Source organism: Allocoprococcus similis (genome assembly GCF_054660775.1).
Genome location: NZ_BAAHSG010000006.1, coordinates 33,491 through 50,819 on the forward strand (window position 1 = coordinate 33,491; position 17,329 = coordinate 50,819).

Here is a 17,329-nt window from a genome sequence, read left to right on the forward strand (position 1 = left end):
AAATTTATTTTTGACACTCACATCGTAATGGATGTTCTAAATAAAGACATGGAGGAAGAATAAATGGATTTCGGATTAGATAAGAAACACGAAATGGCGAGAACTCTGTTTAAAGAATTCGCAGAAAACGAAGTAAAACCACTTGCACAGGAAGTGGATGAAACAGAAGTTTTCCCAAGAGCAACAGTTGAAAAAATGGCGAAATATGGATTCCTCGGTATTCCGGTACCGAAGGAATACGAAGGACAGGGATGCGATCCTTTAACATATGTAATGTGTGTAGAAGAACTTGCAAAGGTTTGTGCTACAACATCTGTAATTGTATCTGCACATACTTCCCTTTGTATTGACCCGATCCTGACATACGGAACACCGGAGCAGAAAGCAAAATATGTTCCGGATCTTGCATCAGGAAGAAAACTCGGAGCTTTCGGTCTTACAGAACCAGGAGCAGGTACAGATGCACAGGGACAGCAGACAAAAGCTGTACTTGACGGAGATGAATGGGTATTAAACGGATCAAAATGCTTTATCACAAACGGTAAAGAAGCAGATGTTTACATCATTATCGCGGTAACAGGTATTGTTGAAAAACGTGGCAGAAAGATGAAAGAGATTTCTGCATTCATCGTAGAAAAAGATACTCCGGGATTCACATTCGGAACCAAAGAAAAGAAGATGGGTATCCGTGGATCTTCAACATACGAGCTTATTTTTGAAGACTGCCGTATTCCGAAAGAAAATCTCCTTGGAGCACAGGGCAAGGGCTTCGGTATCGCTATGCATACTCTGGATGGCGGACGTATCGGTATTGCCGCTCAGGCTCTTGGAATCGCTGAAGGCGCACTTGACAGAACAATCGCATATGTAAAAGAAAGAAAACAGTTCGGACGCACGATTGGCCAGTTCCAGAATACACAGTTCCAGCTTGCAGATATGGCTACAAAGGTAGAGGCTGCAAGAATGATGGTATACAAAGCTGCCATGGCAAAAGCTACACAGAAAGTTTACTCTGTCGAAGCTGCACAGGCTAAGCTTTATGCAGCAGAAGTAGCGATGGAAGTTACTACAAAGGCTGTTCAGTTACATGGTGGATACGGATACATCAGAGAATACGATGTAGAACGTATGATGCGTGACGCAAAGATCACAGAAATCTACGAAGGAACTTCAGAAGTTCAGCGTATGGTTATTTCTGGAAACTTATTGAAATAGGAGGTACGAATCGTGAAGATAGTTGTTTGTGTAAAACAGGTACCGGATACAAAAGGCGGAGTTCAGTTTAATCCGGACGGTACACTTAACAGAGCTGCAATGCTTGCAATTATGAACCCGGATGACAAAGCAGGTCTTGAGGCCGCACTTAGATTAAAAGACCAGTATGGAGCAGAAGTAACTGTACTTACAATGGGACTTCCAAAAGCAGCCGATGTGCTTCGCGAAGCACTTGCAATGGGAGCTGATAAAGCAATTCTTGTAACAGACAGAGTACTTGGAGGAGCTGATACATGGGCTACATCAAGCACCATCGCAGCAGCAATCCGCAAACTCGATTATGACCTGATCATCACAGGACGTCAGGCAATCGATGGTGATACAGCACAGGTTGGACCGCAGATTTCCGAACATCTGGACATCCCGGTTATCTCTTATGCACAGGATATCAAAGTAGAAGGCGACAGCGTGATCGTACAGCGTCAGTTCGAAGACAGATATCATGTACTGAAAGCAAAAATGCCTTGCCTTATCACTGCACTTTCAGAATTAAATGAACCACGTTATATGACACCAGGCGGAATCTTCGATGCTTGTGATGCTGAGATCACAACATGGGGAAGAGCAGATCTTACTACACTGGATGATGCAAATATCGGTCTTGCAGGATCGCCTACAAAGATTGCGAAAGCATCTGACAAAGTAAGAAAAGGGGCAGGAGAAAAAGTTGCTCTTGATCCGGAAGAAGCAGTATCTTACCTGATGGGAAAATTAACAGAGAAACATATCATTTAATAAGAAGGAAAAGTGGTGAATATCATGAACTTAGAAGAATATAAGGGAGTATATGTCTTTGCTGAACAGGTAGACAACAAACTGAGCGGAATCGCATTTGAACTTCTTGGGAAAGCAAAAGACCTTGCAGCAGACTTAAACGCAGAAGTAGCAGCCGTTCTGATCGGTTCTGACGTAAAAGGACTTGCAGATGAGCTTGCAGCATACGGAGCAGATAAAGTGATCGTTGTAGATGATCCGGAACTGAAAGAGTACAGAACAGAGCCATACGCACACGCACTGGCATCTGTAATTGAAAAATACAAACCGGAGATCATGTTAGTAGGTGCAACTGCAATCGGACGTGACCTTGGTCCTAGAGTATCCGCAAGAGTACAGACAGGTCTTACAGCAGACTGTACACAGCTTGAGATCGGTGATTTCCCGATTAATCCGGTAGCCGGAAAAGAACAGAAGCACAATCAGCTTCTCATGACTCGTCCGGCATTTGGCGGAAATACAATTGCTACCATCGCTTGTCCGGATAATCGTCCGCAGATGGCAACCGTTCGTCCTGGTGTTATGCAGAAGATCGCTAAGATCGAAGGTGCAAAAGCAAATGTAGAAGAATTCAATCCTGGATTCACACCGGATAACAAATATGTTGAGATCATGGAAGTTGTCAAATCTGTATCTGAGACAGTTGATATCATGGATGCCAAGATTCTTGTATCCGGTGGACGTGGAGTCGGAAGTGCAGAAAACTTCAAGATCCTGGAAGACCTTGCAGAAGCACTTGGCGGAGAAGTAAGCTGCTCACGTGCAGTTGTAGATAACGGCTGGAAACCAAAAGATCTTCAGGTAGGACAGACAGGTAAGACTGTTCGTCCTCAGGTATATTTTGCAATCGGTATTTCCGGAGCGATCCAGCATGTAGCAGGTATGGAAGAATCTGATCTGATCATTGCAATCAATAAAGATGAGACAGCTCCGATCTTTGATGTAGCTGACTATGGTATCGTTGGAGATCTGAACAAGATCGTACCAGAACTTACCAAACAGATCAAAGAAGCAGTTGCTGCTAAAAAATAAAGAATAGCTGGTAAAACAAAGATGGTGTCGCAAAGAAGCGGCACCATTTTTGTGTATACAAATCGAGTGGAAATTAGCCTGCTCTATTTTCTTGCGGAAAGCTTGTGCGTCAGGGGGATATTATGGTATACTCTATAAGATATAGACTTTGTAGTTATAGCTTAAGTAGGAGTGTGAATAAATGGCACAAAGAATCAAAAGCAAACGAAGGAAGGCTGTAAAAAAGCAGACGGTTCATTATTTTGATTACAGTCTTCTGGCGATTATTATATTTCTGATGTGTTTTGGACTGGTGATGCTATACAGTATCAGTTCCTATGAAGCACGAACGGAATACGGAGATGGGATGTACTTTCTGAAAAGACAGGGAATCATCGGACTTGGAAGTATTGGTGTGATGATGTGGGTTTCTCGCCTGGATTATCATATGTTTTCAAAATATGCAGCAATGAGCTACTGGGGATCCATGCTTCTTCTTGCACTTGTTAAATTTACACCACTTGGAATTGAGGTAAATGGTGCACGAAGATGGTTCCGGCTTCCGGCTAATCAGTCATTCCAGCCGGCAGAGGTTATGAAGATCGCTGTGATCATATTTATCCCATACCTGATCTGTAGAATGGGAAATAAAGTACATACCCTGAAAGGATCGCTGGGAGTTGTGGCGTGGGGAGGTTTGGCAGCACTGGGAGTTTATGTGCTGACTGAGAATCTAAGCTCTGCGATCATTGTAATGGGAATTTCCTGCTGTATCCTTTTTGTCGTACATAAGAAGCAGAAGATTTTTCTGTGGATTGCAGGAGGCGGGCTGACTGTTTTTGTGGTGGGATCATATATCCTCGGAAGACTTCTTGAGAACAGTACCAGCTTCCGACTCAGACGTATCATTGCCTGGCTGAACCCGGAAAAATATGCGTCAACGATTTCTTTCCAGACGGTGCAAGGGTTATATGCGATCGGATCAGGTGGCTTTTTCGGGAAAGGACTGGGAAATGGTGTGCAAAAGACGGTAATACCGGAAGTGCAGAACGACATGATCCTGTCAGCAATCTGTGAAGAACTTGGGGTATTTGGAGTGATCATTATCCTGGTTTTGTTCGGCCTTCTGATCTACAGGCTGCTTTTTATTGCACAGAACGCACCTGATCTGTATGGAGCACTGATCATGACAGGAATTATGTCACATATCGCGATCCAGGTAATTCTTAATGTCATGGTAGTTACGAACATGATGCCGAATACCGGAATTACATTGCCGTTTATCAGTTATGGTGGTACATCCATCCTGTTCCTGATGATAGAGATGGGAATGGCACTTGGAATTTCCAGAAGAATTAAACTGGAAGGGTAAAAAAAGCTTTTTTTTCAAAGAAAAGTGTGGTATGATGTTATAAGTGGTAATGAAAACCATGTATAATGGATGCAAATGACACGTTTCGGAGGTTTGGATTATGAGTTATAAAGTGATTGTGGACAGTTGTGGAGAATTGACAGCAGAGATGAAGGCTTCAGGTCGGTTTGAGACAGCATCACTGGGACTGGAGGTTGGAGATTATCATATAATTGATGATGAATCTTTCAATCAGGCTGAATTTTTGAAGAACGTAGCTGAATGCCCGACATGTCCAAAGTCAAGTTGTCCGTCTCCGGAGACATTTATGGAAGGATATCACTGTGATGCGGAACATGTATATGCTGTTACGTTGTCTTCTGAACTGAGCGGTTCTTATAACAGTGCCGTACTGGGCAAGAATTTATATGAAGAAGAATATGGCGAGAAAGATATTTATGTGTTCAACTCAAAATCTGCATCAGTAGGACAGACACTGGTCGGGATGAAGATTGCGCAGTGTGAAGAGCGGGGCATGACATTCGAGGAAGTGGTAGCTGCTGTAGAAGCATATATTGAAGAGCAGCACACATATTTTGTTCTTGAGACGCTTGAGACGCTCCGTAAGAATGGAAGACTTACAGGATTGAAAGCAATTGCGGCGACAGTACTGAATATTAAGCCGGTGATGGGTTCTACTGCTAAGGGAGAGATTTGCCAGCTGGGTCAGGCGCGCGGAATTAAAAAAGCACTTAAGAATATGGTGGATTGTGTGATTGCAGATCTGAAAGATCCGGAGAACAAGGTACTTGCAATTTCGCATTGTAACTGCCCGCAGAGAGCACAGGATGTGAAGAAGATGCTGGAAGAACGTGTGAAATTAAAAGACATTATTATTCTGGATACCAGAGGTGTCAGTAGCATGTATGCGAATGATGGCGGAGTGATTATTGCAGTATAGCTTGTATCAATCGTAAAAGTGTGATAGAATATACTGGTTAGATTGATTGCGAAGGAGACTTACAGATATGAGTCAGAAAAAAGTAGATTATTATAAACAGGCAAAAGCGAACAGAAAGCGTGAAGAAAGAAAGAAAAACTTGCGAAAAGCTTTTGATTATACGATTCTTGGGCTGATTGCACTTGCAATCGTTGTCTGGATTGGATGGTCCGCTTATGATCTGTATGAATCAAAGCAGCCAAGAGCAGTAGCAGAAGTTGATTATTCTGCTGTAAGTGATTATATCCAGTCACTTAATACTGCGGAGTAGATGAAAAGAAGAAAGTGGAGAGATGGTTCCATTGTGGAACGGTTTCTCCACTTTTTTTATGTACTGTGTGGGGAATGGAGTATAAAACGCTCCACTTTTCACCACAAAATGAATGAAAAATGGAAAAAATACGATTTATCGGACTTTTTTCAGAATGGATAAAATCGAAAAAGTGCTTGAAAAGGGCGGAAAAGTGGGGTACAATGGATACAAGTGGTAGAAAGTGGAGCGAAGTGGAGCAAAGTGGCATGGAAAGTGGCAGACCACTTTGAAAGAAGGTGATCCTATGTTGACTGGAGAATTTAATCATAGTATTGATTCAAAAGGCAGGCTGATTATTCCTTCCAAATTACGAGAAAGTCTGGGAGAACATTTCGTAATTACGAAAGGGATGGACGGCTGCTTATTTCTGTATCCGGACAACGAATGGAAAGCCTTTGAAGAGAAGCTTAGAACCTTACCGCTTACAAACAAAAAAGCCAGAGACTTTAAGCGTTTCTTTCTTGGAAGTGCTACGGAAGGAGAACTTGACAAACAAGGGAGAGTTTTGATATCTTCTTCTCTTCGCGCTTATGCAGATCTTGAAAAAGAGGTTGTTCTAGCAGGTGTGCTGGACAAGGTCGAGATCTGGGGTAAAGAGGCGTGGGAAGCACGTACAGCTGATGTTGAGGAAAATATCGAGGACATTGCAAATGACATGGAAGATTTGGGACTTAGCATCTAAATAGATCTTTTAATTAGGAGGACACCATGGCATTTAAGCATAAATCAGTATTACTGGATGAGACAATCGAAGGACTGAACATCAAGCCGGACGGTATTTATGTTGATGGCACACTTGGAGGAGGCGGACATGCATACGAAGTATGTCGGCGTTTAAACAACAAGGGGAGTTTTATAGGAATAGACCAGGATGCGGCGGCAATTGAAGCAGCAGGCACCCGATTAAGCGACTTCGGGGAGAGAGTTACAATAATCCGGAGCAATTATTGTGATATGAAGTCGAGGCTCCATGAGAAAGGGATTGACAAGGTCGATGGAATCGTACTCGATCTGGGCGTATCATCTTATCAGTTAGATACGGCAGATCGTGGTTTTTCCTATCGCGTAGATGCGCCTTTGGATATGAGAATGGACACACGCCAGACTTTATCTGCAAAGGAGATTGTCAATGGCTACAGTGAGATGGACCTTTTTCGGATTATTCGCGACTATGGTGAGGACAAATTTGCGAAGAATATAGCAAAACATATTGTTATGGCAAGAGAGAAAGGTCCTATTGAAACAACCGGGCAGCTGGCAGAGATTATCAGACAGTCTATACCGATGAAGTTTCAGAAGATGTCGGGGCATCCGGCAAAAAGAACCTTTCAGGCAATCCGGATTGAATGTAACCGGGAACTGGAGGTACTCAGGGATTCACTTGACGATATGATCGATATTTTAAATCCGGGAGGAAGGATATGCATCATCACGTTCCATTCCCTGGAGGACAGAATTGTCAAAGGAATTTTTAAAAAGAATGAGAATCCATGCACATGTCCGAGTACTTTTCCGGTATGTGTGTGTGGAAAAGTTTCCAAAGGAAAAGTTATTACGAAAAAACCGATTCTTCCAAGTGAAGAAGAGATGGAAGTGAACAGTCGTTCTAAGAGTGCGAAGCTGCGTATCTTTGAGCGCGTATAGAATTTGAAAGGGTGGTGCTGTATGGCAAAATACAGTCAGAGAATACAGGCAGACAGACGTACAGTAACAAGCCGAGGAATGTACATATACGGAAATACAGTTCGCCAGGCAGAAGTCATGCCACAGCGACAAGAGGAACCAAGAAAAAAACATAAAAAGAAAAAACTGGACAGACAGATTTTGAAAAATCGAAGAAAAGCAATGCGGATGAATCCTGCATATGTGATGTTTCTTTCAATTGCGGCAGTGGCAGCACTTGTAGTCTGTGTATGGTATCTGCAGGTACGTGCAGAGCTTACAAGCCGGACAGAGCATATTACCGAGCTGCAGCAGGAACTGGCAGATGCAAAAGAAGAGAATACAACTAGATATAACGTAGTAATGGATTCTGTGAATCTGGAAGAAGTAAGAGACCGTGCAATCAATGATCTGGGTATGGGATATGCGACTTCGGATCAGATCGTTGAATATCAGAACCCGGTTAATGATTATGTAAAACAGTACGAAAGTATTCCGAAAAGCGGAGTGCTTGGACAGACAACAGATAAATAGGTTTATGAACAAAGGTGAATAGCATGTCAAAAAGAAGAAAAAGAAAGACTTCCGTTCTGAGGCAGAAATTCACGGTGGGAATGCAGAAAAAGCTGGTAATGCTCTTTATAGCGATATTACTGGCTTTTGTTATTCTTGTCGGAAGAATTACCTATATCAATGCCTCGTCAGGAGAAGATTATACCAAGACAGTACTGGATCAGCAGCAGTATGTGAGTCAGTCGATTCCGTTCAAGCGTGGAGATATTGTAGACACAAACGGCACAAAGCTTGCGACAAGTGAGCGTGTATACAATGTGATTCTGGATGCAAAGGTCTTACTTTCAGACGAGACAAAAAAAGCAGAAAACATAGCAGCTACGAAAAAAGCGCTGAAAAGTTATTTTCAGATCAAGGCATCGGCAGTGGATGCAATTATCGCGGACAGTCCGGACAGTCGGTACAACATTCTGAAAAAAGGAATTTCCTACGATGATGCAAAGGCATTTGAAGCGGCAGAGAAGAAAAATTCCAAGATCAAAGGAGTCTGGCTGGAAGAGGATTATGTCAGAAAATATCCATATAATACACTTGCCTGCGATGTCCTGGGATTCAGCGTATCGGGAAATGTGGGAGCAAGCGGACTGGAAGCATCCTATAATTTAACGCTGAATGGAACGGATGGACGCAGATATGGTTATCAGAATGAAGACTCGGCAATTGAAAACACGGTGAAAGAGCCGATAAATGGAAATACGATCGTAACAACGATTGATGCGAACCTGCAGTCTATCGTGGAAAAGCATCTGGAAGAGTTTAACCAGGCGCACACAGATGAAGCGCAGGAGGGGATGGGATTTAAAAACGGAGCTGTGATCATGATGAACCCGAATACCGGAGAAGTTCTGGCAATGGCTTCCTCACCTACCTATGATCTGAATAATCCGAGAGATCTATCCAAGTATTATACAGAGGAAGAATTAACCGGAATGAGCAGTGACGATAAGATCGACGCTCTGAATGAACTCTGGAGAAACTTCTGCGTGAGCGATACTTTTGAGCCGGGATCTACGATCAAACCATTTACGGTTGCAACAGGTCTGGAGATTGGTGCACTGAAAGGTGATGAGACCTATTACTGCGGTGGTTCCCTTCAGATCGATGAATGGGAGATTAAATGTATCTCTTATGATAATGGTGGACACGGGCAGCAGAATCTGACACAGGTTATGGAAAATTCATGTAACGTTGCCCTGATGCAGATTGGTCTGGCAATCGGACCGGAAGAATTCTGTAAGTACCAGAGTATTTTTGGATTCGGTCAGTATACGGGGATTGATCTTCCGGGTGAGGCGGTTGGTATTTTGCAGTCACCGGATGGAATGATCAAAACGGATCTTGCAACCAACTCTTTCGGACAGAATTTTAACGTAACTATGCTTCAACTTGCGACAGGATTCTGTTCTCTGATCAATGGTGGCGATTATTATGAACCGCATCTTGTAAAAGCCATTCAGGATGAGAACGGAAATGTGATCCAGACTATTGATCCGGTGTTGGAGAAGAAGACGATTTCTAAAGAAACTTCTGATAAGCTGAAAAGTTATATGTACAGTGTTGTTCAGAACGGTAGCGGTAGATATGCACAGGTAGAAGGTTATGATATCGGTGGTAAGACCGGTACAGCGGAAAAACTGCCCCGTGGAGAGAATAAGAACGTGGTATCCTTTATCGGATATGCACCGCAGGAGAATCCGGAAATTATGATTTATGTAGTCATCGATGAACCGAATGCTCCGGATCAGTCAGCGACCAGCAGCCTGATCTCGCAGCTCGCTTCTGATATTATGGCAGAAGCATTTCCATATTTGAATATTACAAAGGCTCCGGCTGAGTAATTTGGGTATAACCCCGGAAGACAGATAATACAGTAATAGTAAGAATCTGTTTTTCGGGGTTTTTATGCGGAATAAGACTTATAATAAAAAGAAAATGCTGGTAGTATTTTTAAGCGCGCTTCTGATGATTTTTTTTCTGATCGCAAGACTGGTGTATCTGATGATATTTGATGCTGCGTATTATCAGCAGAAGGCAAAAATGTTGCACGAAAGGGAGAGGGAGATCAAGGCGGCAAGGGGAGAGATCATTGACAGAAATGGAAAAGTCCTTGCGACAAATAAAGCGGTGTGTACCATATCTGTTATCCATAGTCAGATAACAGATCCGGAGAGAGTGATCCAGGTTCTTGCCGATGAGCTGGGAATAGAGAAAGAAATGATTCGGAAAAGAGTCGAAAAAGTTTCTTCCAGGGAAAAAATAAAGACAAATGTGGAGAAAGAGACCGGAGACCGGATTCGTGCATATGAACTGGACGGGGTGAAGGTAGATGAGGATTTTAAACGGTACTATCCATATGGCAATCTGGCTTCAAAGGTTCTTGGATTTACCGGTGGAGACAATCAGGGAATCATTGGACTGGAAGTAAAGTATGAAAATTATCTGAAAGGTGTGAACGGAATGATTCTGACAACAACTGATGCCAGAGGGATTGAGCTTGCGGATACGCTGGAAGACAGAGTAGAACCGGTCTCCGGAGACACTCTGCAGGTAAGCCTGGACTATAATATTCAGGAATATGCACAGCAGGCTGCGGAAAAAGTAATGGAAGAAAAACAGGCAGATGCAGTTGTGATTCTGATCTTGAATCCAAAAACAGGGGAAATCTATGCCTGCGTCAATATTCCGGAGTTTGATCTGAATGACCCGTTTACATTACCGGAGGGAACGGATTCTGCTTTGAATGATGAAGAAAAACAGGCAATGCTGAATCAGATGTGGCGGAACAGGAGTATCAATGATACTTATGAACCAGGATCGATCTTTAAGGTATTTACTGCTTCGGCGGCGTTGGAAGAGGGAGTGGTCAAAGAAGAAGATACTTTTTACTGTCCTGGATACAAGCTTGTGGAAGACCGCCGGATCCGGTGTGCGAGGACGACTGGACATGGAGCTGAGACTTTTGTACAGGGGGTGCAGAATTCCTGCAATCCGGTTTTTATTGAAGTAGGGATGCGGCTTGGAACAGAGAATTTTTATAAATATTTTGAAAAATTCGGATTGATGGGGAAGACAGGTGTAGATCTTCCGGGAGAGGCTGCAACGATCATGCACAAGAAGGAAAATGTAGGGCAGGTAGAGCTGGCAACGATGTCGTTTGGACAGTCTTTTCAAGTGACACCGATGCAGATGGCAACAACAGTATGCTCTCTGGTAAATGGGGGAAAAAGGATCACTCCTCATTTTGGCGTCGCCGTTTATGATGCGGAAAGTGGAGAGAAGGAAGAAACGATTTCTTATGGAAAAAGAAAACAGATTCTTTCTAAAGAAACGTCAGAAAAGATGAGAAGGATACTGGAAACGGTTGTGTCTGAGGGAGGAGGAAAAAAAGCACAGATTGAAGGATACCGGATCGGAGGAAAGACAGCGACCAGCCAGACACTGCCAAGAAGTGCGAACCGTTATATAGGATCTTTTATCGGATTTGCACCTGCAGATGATCCGCAGGTAGCAGCAATGGCAATTATTTACAACCCACAGGGTATCTATTATGGCGGGACGATAGCAGCTCCGGTTGTGCGCGATATTTTCGACAATATTCTTCCCTATCTTGGAATCGAACGGGAAGAAAACCCGTGAAGCAGTTGAAAAAACAGGGCAGATACATTATACTAAAGCGTAGAATCTGAGCCTTTAAGGTAAGGGCTGATTTTGAAAACAAAAGAAAGACAGAGGTGTATTATGGATTTTACAATGGTCATACCGGTGCTGATCGCGTTTGTTCTCAGTGTGGCAGCAGGACCGGTGGTAATTCCTGTTTTAAGAAGACTCAAGATGGATCAGACAGAGAGAGAGGACGGGGTGAAGTCGCATCTTAAAAAAGCCGGAACGCCGACGATGGGAGGCGTGATGATCTTGTTTGCGATTGCGGTCACTTCTCTGATCTATGTAAGAGAGTATCCGAAGGTGATCCCGGTACTTTTTGTAACGATTGGATTCGGACTGGTTGGATTCCTGGATGATTATCTGAAAGTTGTTCTTCACAGATCAGATGGACTGATGCCGATGCAGAAGATGGCACTCCAGATCGTGATCACAGCGATTTTTGCATTTTACATCGTGAAAGTGGCAAAGATACCGCTTACCATGCTGATACCGTTTTCCGGTGGAAAATATCTGAACATCGGCTGGTTTGCCATTCCGGTACTTTTTATTGCGGTGATCGGTACCGTCAATGGTGTGAATTTTACAGATGGACTGGACGGTCTTGCATCCAGTGTAACAGTTCTTGTGGCAACCTTCTTTACGGTTGTTGCGATCGGAACAAAGAGTGGGATTGAACCGATTACCTGTGCGGTGGTAGGTGCGCTGCTGGGATTCTTATTATTCAACGTTTATCCGGCAAGTGTATTTATGGGCGATACCGGTTCACTGGCTCTGGGAGGATTTGTTGCTTCGACAGCATACATGCTCCAGATGCCGTTATTTATTATCATCGTAGGACTGATCTATCTGGTAGAAGTTTTATCAGTTATGATCCAGGTAACATATTTTAAGAAAACAGGCGGAAAGCGTTTCTTTAAAATGGCGCCGATCCACCATCATTTCGAGCTGTGTGGATGGAGCGAGACACGGGTGGTTGCAGTATTTTCAATTGTAACTGCAATTCTGTGCCTGGTTGCACTGCTGGCATTATAGGAGGCTTATAAGAATGGATTTACAAGGAAAGAAAGTGTTGGTATTTGGTGCGGGAATCAGTGGGATCGGATCCTGCGGATTACTGGAAAAAGAAGGGGCAGAGGTAATTCTGTATGATGGAAATGATAAAAAAGATGCAGAGGCAATGAAAGCACAGCTTGGTGATGGAAGCAAAGTCCGTGTTGTCCTCGGAGCTTTTCCGGAAGAAGAGATGGAAAGTCTTGATCTGGTTGTAATGAGTCCGGGGGTGCCGACTGATCTGCCGATTGTTCTGGCTATGAAAGAAAAAGGAATTCCTGTCTGGGGCGAGATTGAGCTTGCCTATGTATGCGGAAAAGGAGATGTGCTTGGAATTACCGGAACCAATGGGAAAACGACAACAACCTCTCTTTTAGGCGAGATTATGAAAAATGCCCGTGACAGCGTTTTTGTTGTGGGAAATATCGGTACACCATATACGAATGCCGCAGCAGATACCAGAGAAGATTCTGTGATCGTGGCAGAGCTTTCAAGCTTCCAGCTGGAGAGTATTCATACCTTCCATCCAAAGGTAAGTGCAGTTCTTAATATCACACCGGATCATCTGAACCGCCATCATACGATGGAAGCATATATTCGTGCAAAGATGAATATTGCGAAGAATCAGACACCAGAAGATATCTGTGTTCTCAATTATGAAGATGAAGAGACAAGAAAGATGGCAGATGAATTTCAGGCAAGTGTTCTATTTTTCAGCAGTAAGCATAAACTGGAACAGGGTATTTATCTTGACGGAGAAGATATTGTATACAAACCGGAAAAGGAGAAAGAAGGAACGGTCATCTGCAAGACCGGCGAATTACAGATCCTTGGCGTCCACAATTATGAGAATGTTATGGCAGCGGTTGCAATGGCAGCAGCTTACGGTGTAGATCTGGATGTGATCCGTAAGTCTGTACTTGCATTTAAGGGGGTTGAGCATCGTATTGAATATGTGGCAGAGAAGAACGGGGTTGTCTATTACAATGACTCTAAAGGAACGAATCCGGATGCGGCGATCAAGGGAATCCAGGCAATGAACCGCCCGACGATCCTGATCGGTGGTGGATATGATAAACAATCCGATTTCCATGAATGGATCCAGAGCTTTGATGGAAAAGTCCGCTATCTGGTACTGATCGGTGCTACAAAAGAGCAGATTCAGAAAGAAGCAGCAGAGTGCGGATTTCATGACTGTATTTTAAAAGATACTTTCGAAGAAGCACTCGATACCTGTGTGGAGCTTGCAAGACCCGGAGATGCAGTTCTGCTGTCACCGGCATGTGCAAGCTGGGGAATGTTCCCGAACTATGAAGTGCGTGGGGAAGAATTCAAAAAATACGTAAATGCGTTATAAAAGAAATAAAATAATTTCATATAATCTGTATCAAAGGGCGTGAAACAAAGTGGAGGAAAAAGGGAAAAAGGGGCGTATGGATTACACGCTTCTGTTGATTGTTGTTCTCCTGGTTGTGATCGGACTGGTGATCTTATACAGTACCAGTGCATATAACGGTCAGGTGAAATTTCATGATTCCTTTTACTATCTGAAAAAGCAGGCGTTTGCGACGGTGCTTGGAATTGTACTGATGCTGTTCGTGGCGGGGATGGATTACCATATCTGGCAGAGACTGGCAATATTTGGTTATCTGGCAGCGGTTGCACTTTCGGTTGCGGTCATGTTGTTTGGCAGAGAAATTAACGGGTCCAAAAGATGGTTAGCTTTGGGCCCGTTTTCTTTTCAGCCATCGGAATTTGCGAAAGTTGCACTAATTCTTTTTCTGGCGGATCTTGTGACGAAGAACGTAAAAACAATTGGGAAAATGTGGACACTTTGCAGGATCATGTTCTGGATCCTTCCGATCGTGGGACTTGTGGGAGCGAGCAATTTAAGCACGGCGATCATTATTCTGGGAATCGGTGTGATCCTGATCTTTGTAGCAAGCCCGAAATATGCGCAGTTTGCCTTGATGGGACTCGCAGGCGCGTGCTTTATGGGGCTTTTTCTTGCCCTTGAAAGCTACCGGCTGGAACGGCTTGCTATCTGGAGAAATCCGGAAAAATATGAAAAAGGTTATCAGACACTGCAGGGACTTTACGCGATTGGATCCGGAGGAGTATTCGGAGTCGGGCTCGGAAACAGTGTGCAGAAGCTGGGGTTTGTACCTGAGGCACAGAATGATATGATCTTTTCAATTATTTGTGAAGAGCTTGGACTCGCAGGTGCGGGGATTATCGTTTTTCTGTTTCTGCTTCTGATCTGGCGCTTTTTCATGATTGCATCCGGAAGCAGGGATCTTTTTGGTGCGCTGATCGCGACTGGTGCAATGGCACATATGATGATCCAGGTTATTTTGAATATCGCAGTTGTGACGAATACGATTCCAAATACAGGGATCACACTTCCGTTCATCAGTTACGGAGGGACATCGGTGATGTTTCTTTTAATTGAAATGGGACTTGTGCTAAGTGTGTCACAAGTGGTAGACTAGACAGGAGATATACAAATGACGGAAGGAGGAAGATGCCTGGTGGGATGATACAGGAAGAAAGGAAAAAGAGAATCATAAAGCAGACTGCCATGAAAGCCATTCTGGTCATTATTATGGTTTGCATAGCTATGATTACGTTTCTTTTACTCTTTCAAGTGCGGAAAATCGAAGTATCAGGAAATCAGTATCTTAGCAGACAGGAGATTGCAGACTGGGTGCAGGATGATAATTGGTCTTCCAATTCGCTGTATGTGATGATCAGGAACCACCTGATGAATCACGAGCTGCTTCCGGCAATGGAAGAGGCAAATGTGACGATGAAGAATCCGTGGACTGTGAAGGTGACGATCAAAGAAAAGCGGGTGGCCGGTTATATCGTGTCAGGTGATGAATGTATCTATTTTGACAAGGATGGTATCGTACTTGCAAAGACAAAGGAGCTGTGGGATGGAATTCCGTGCATTGAAGGGCTGGAAGTAAAGAAGGTACAGCTTTACAAAGCACTTCCGGTCAGCAAGGCGAACAAAAAAGCATTTGCGAACCTTCTGGATATGACGATGACACTGAAAAAATGTGATCTCGCGCCGGATAAGATTGTTTGTTCCGGTTCAGATCTGTATCTTTTTTTCGGAAACAAATGTGTCAATGTCGGACACACGAATCTGGAAGAACGGATCATGCAGATATCGCCGATTCTTGAGAAGCTGGGAGATCAGGGAGGAACCCTGCATCTGGAAGATTTTAACACAGATAATATTACAATTACCTTCGAAAAAGATGTGATTCCGGACCTCGGAACATAATCTGTGTCAAGTGAATAAAAAAATAGGAAAATATACAAAATTCTATTGATATTTTTCGGAAAAAAATATATTATAGTCTTATGTATAAGTAAGCGCATATTGACATTTAGGGTGTATAATATAATAAGGTGACGAAGGAGGAGAAACTCTTGTTAGAAATTAAAACAAATGAATCAGAAGCAGCAGCTAAAATAATTGTAGTCGGTGTAGGTGGCGGCGGAAACAATGCAGTCAACCGCATGATCGATGAACAGATTGCAGGTGTTGAATTTATTGCAATCAATACAGATAAACAGGCTCTTCAGTTATGTAAAGCTCCGACTCTTATGCAGATCGGAGACAAGCTTACAAAGGGGCTTGGTGCAGGGGCTAAACCGGAGATCGGTGAAAAAGCAGCTGAGGAAAGTGCCGAAGAGATCCAGTCAGCACTCAAGGGAGCTGATATGGTATTTGTTACCTGTGGTATGGGTGGCGGAACAGGAACAGGAGCAACTCCTGTTGTTGCACGTATTGCCAAAGAGCAGGGAGCACTTACTGTTGGCGTTGTAACTAAACCTTTCAAATTCGAATCCAAGACAAGAATGAACAATGCTCTTGCCGGAATCGAAAAATTAAAAGAAAATGTAGATACACTTATCGTTATCCCGAATGATAAGCTTCTTGAAATTGTAGACAGAAGAACAACTATGCCGGAAGCACTTAAGAAAGCTGATGAAGTTCTTCAGCAGGGTATCCAGGGTATCACAGACCTGATCAATGTACCTTCACTGATCAACCTTGACTTTGCTGATGTACAGACAGTTATGACAGATAAAGGAATTGCTCATATCGGTATCGGACAGGGCAAAGGTGATGACAAGGCTCTTGAAGCAGTTAAGCAGGCAGTTGCCAGCCCTCTGCTTGAAACAACCATCGCAGGTGCATCTCACGTTATCATCAACATTTCAGGTGATATCACTCTTATGGATGCGAGTGATGCGGCAGAATATGTACAGGATCTTGCAGGTGAAGATGCAAATATCATCTTCGGTGCAATGTATGATGATTCCAAGTCAGATGAAGCAACTATCACAGTTATCGCAACAGGTCTTCACAATGTAGGCGGAACACAGAGCAAGCTTCAGTCAAGACTGGAACATAAAGCAGCTATGATGAACGGTGGAGCTGGAATGGGTGCAAGCAATATTTCCCGTCCACAGTTTAATCCGGGAGAATACAGCAATGTAGAAAGACCGGTATACGGAGGCAGACCGGTACAGCAGCAGACTACACAGGTACCACCGCTTCAGAGTACAAGAACTCCACAGAGCAAGGTGAAAGAGCAGTCTATCAAGATTCCGGATTTCTTCAAGAAATAAGAAT

The 17,329-nt window shown here is 43.4% G+C and carries 16 protein-coding genes; all 16 read left to right on the top strand.

All coding sequences use genetic code 11. From position 1 onward, the window contains the following. Window positions 1-63 precede the first annotated feature (63 nt). The 16 genes from ACYQ5K_RS02645 (at window position 64) to ftsZ (ending at window position 17,325) form a co-directional block, all read left to right on the top strand. On the top strand, window positions 64-1,215 hold the full coding sequence (locus ACYQ5K_RS02645) for an acyl-CoA dehydrogenase (protein ID WP_055157360.1): 1,152 nt from the start codon (window positions 64-66) through the stop codon (window positions 1,213-1,215). Window positions 1,216-1,227: 12 nt separating this feature from the next. Continuing rightward, window positions 1,228-2,010 (top strand): electron transfer flavoprotein subunit beta/FixA family protein, encoded by a 783-nt coding sequence (locus tag ACYQ5K_RS02650; protein WP_173688512.1) that lies wholly within the window; start codon window positions 1,228-1,230, stop codon window positions 2,008-2,010. Window positions 2,011-2,034: 24 nt separating this feature from the next. Beyond that, on the top strand, window positions 2,035-3,081 hold the full coding sequence (locus ACYQ5K_RS02655) for an electron transfer flavoprotein subunit alpha/FixB family protein (RefSeq protein ID WP_008371912.1): 1,047 nt from the start codon (window positions 2,035-2,037) through the stop codon (window positions 3,079-3,081). Between the two features lie 181 nt (window positions 3,082-3,262). Then, window positions 3,263-4,432 (top strand): FtsW/RodA/SpoVE family cell cycle protein, encoded by a 1,170-nt coding sequence (locus ACYQ5K_RS02660; RefSeq protein WP_459777249.1) that lies wholly within the window; start codon window positions 3,263-3,265, stop codon window positions 4,430-4,432. 100 nt (window positions 4,433-4,532) lie between these two features. Further along, window positions 4,533-5,372 (top strand): DegV family protein, encoded by an 840-nt coding sequence (locus ACYQ5K_RS02665; RefSeq protein WP_173688514.1) that lies wholly within the window; start codon window positions 4,533-4,535, stop codon window positions 5,370-5,372. Window positions 5,373-5,439: 67 nt separating this feature from the next. Then, window positions 5,440-5,682: a hypothetical protein gene (locus ACYQ5K_RS02670; RefSeq protein ID WP_173688515.1), complete on the top strand. Its 243-nt coding sequence runs from the start codon at window positions 5,440-5,442 to the stop codon at window positions 5,680-5,682. 286 nt (window positions 5,683-5,968) lie between these two features. After that, complete coding sequence (mraZ, locus tag ACYQ5K_RS02675) at window positions 5,969-6,406, top strand: division/cell wall cluster transcriptional repressor MraZ (protein WP_173688591.1); 438 nt, start codon at window positions 5,969-5,971, stop codon at window positions 6,404-6,406. 26 nt (window positions 6,407-6,432) lie between these two features. Further along, on the top strand, window positions 6,433-7,368 hold the full coding sequence (gene rsmH / locus ACYQ5K_RS02680) for a 16S rRNA (cytosine(1402)-N(4))-methyltransferase RsmH (RefSeq protein WP_008371903.1): 936 nt from the start codon (window positions 6,433-6,435) through the stop codon (window positions 7,366-7,368). 21 nt (window positions 7,369-7,389) lie between these two features. Further along, the gene (locus ACYQ5K_RS02685; protein WP_173688516.1) at window positions 7,390-7,920 is read left to right on the top strand and encodes a hypothetical protein; all 531 of its coding nucleotides are present in this window, start codon (window positions 7,390-7,392) and stop codon (window positions 7,918-7,920) included. A 23-nt stretch (window positions 7,921-7,943) separates the two neighbouring features. Then, window positions 7,944-9,797, top strand: coding sequence for a peptidoglycan D,D-transpeptidase FtsI family protein (locus tag ACYQ5K_RS02690; RefSeq protein ID WP_459777250.1), 1,854 nt, complete (start codon window positions 7,944-7,946; stop codon window positions 9,795-9,797). Between the two features lie 64 nt (window positions 9,798-9,861). Then, window positions 9,862-11,595, top strand: a complete 1,734-nt coding sequence (locus ACYQ5K_RS02695) for a peptidoglycan D,D-transpeptidase FtsI family protein (protein WP_173688518.1) — start codon at window positions 9,862-9,864, stop codon at window positions 11,593-11,595. A gap of 102 nt (window positions 11,596-11,697) precedes the next feature. Next, on the top strand, window positions 11,698-12,654 hold the full coding sequence (gene mraY / locus ACYQ5K_RS02700; protein ID WP_055157373.1) for a phospho-N-acetylmuramoyl-pentapeptide-transferase: 957 nt from the start codon (window positions 11,698-11,700) through the stop codon (window positions 12,652-12,654). Window positions 12,655-12,667: 13 nt separating this feature from the next. Then, on the top strand, window positions 12,668-14,029 hold the full coding sequence (gene murD, locus ACYQ5K_RS02705; RefSeq protein WP_173688519.1) for a UDP-N-acetylmuramoyl-L-alanine--D-glutamate ligase: 1,362 nt from the start codon (window positions 12,668-12,670) through the stop codon (window positions 14,027-14,029). 76 nt (window positions 14,030-14,105) lie between these two features. Continuing rightward, window positions 14,106-15,164: an FtsW/RodA/SpoVE family cell cycle protein gene (locus tag ACYQ5K_RS02710; protein WP_179963130.1), complete on the top strand. Its 1,059-nt coding sequence runs from the start codon at window positions 14,106-14,108 to the stop codon at window positions 15,162-15,164. Between the two features lie 32 nt (window positions 15,165-15,196). Continuing rightward, on the top strand, window positions 15,197-15,967 hold the full coding sequence (locus tag ACYQ5K_RS02715; RefSeq protein WP_459777251.1) for a cell division protein FtsQ/DivIB: 771 nt from the start codon (window positions 15,197-15,199) through the stop codon (window positions 15,965-15,967). A 149-nt stretch (window positions 15,968-16,116) separates the two neighbouring features. Then, on the top strand, window positions 16,117-17,325 hold the full coding sequence (ftsZ, locus tag ACYQ5K_RS02720; protein ID WP_173688522.1) for a cell division protein FtsZ: 1,209 nt from the start codon (window positions 16,117-16,119) through the stop codon (window positions 17,323-17,325). Window positions 17,326-17,329 lie beyond the last annotated feature (4 nt).

Bases quoted from the DNA above. Each gene is read 5' to 3' on its own strand.
- murD (WP_173688519.1), top strand. From the start codon at position 12,668: ATGGATTTACAAGGAAAGAAAGTGTTGGTATTTGGTGCGGGAATCAGT.
- mraY (WP_055157373.1), top strand. From the start codon at position 11,698: ATGGATTTTACAATGGTCATACCGGTGCTGATCGCGTTTGTTCTCAGT.
- mraZ (WP_173688591.1), top strand. From the start codon at position 5,969: ATGTTGACTGGAGAATTTAATCATAGTATTGATTCAAAAGGCAGGCTG.
- rsmH (WP_008371903.1), top strand. From the start codon at position 6,433: ATGGCATTTAAGCATAAATCAGTATTACTGGATGAGACAATCGAAGGA.
- ACYQ5K_RS02645 (WP_055157360.1), top strand. From the start codon at position 64: ATGGATTTCGGATTAGATAAGAAACACGAAATGGCGAGAACTCTGTTT.
- ACYQ5K_RS02655 (WP_008371912.1), top strand. From the start codon at position 2,035: ATGAACTTAGAAGAATATAAGGGAGTATATGTCTTTGCTGAACAGGTA.
- ACYQ5K_RS02695 (WP_173688518.1), top strand. From the start codon at position 9,862: ATGCGGAATAAGACTTATAATAAAAAGAAAATGCTGGTAGTATTTTTA.
- ACYQ5K_RS02710 (WP_179963130.1), top strand. From the start codon at position 14,106: ATGGATTACACGCTTCTGTTGATTGTTGTTCTCCTGGTTGTGATCGGA.
- ACYQ5K_RS02690 (WP_459777250.1), top strand. From the start codon at position 7,944: ATGTCAAAAAGAAGAAAAAGAAAGACTTCCGTTCTGAGGCAGAAATTC.
- ACYQ5K_RS02715 (WP_459777251.1), top strand. From the start codon at position 15,197: ATGCCTGGTGGGATGATACAGGAAGAAAGGAAAAAGAGAATCATAAAG.
- ACYQ5K_RS02670 (WP_173688515.1), top strand. From the start codon at position 5,440: ATGAGTCAGAAAAAAGTAGATTATTATAAACAGGCAAAAGCGAACAGA.
- ACYQ5K_RS02660 (WP_459777249.1), top strand. From the start codon at position 3,263: ATGGCACAAAGAATCAAAAGCAAACGAAGGAAGGCTGTAAAAAAGCAG.
- ACYQ5K_RS02665 (WP_173688514.1), top strand. From the start codon at position 4,533: ATGAGTTATAAAGTGATTGTGGACAGTTGTGGAGAATTGACAGCAGAG.
- ACYQ5K_RS02685 (WP_173688516.1), top strand. From the start codon at position 7,390: ATGGCAAAATACAGTCAGAGAATACAGGCAGACAGACGTACAGTAACA.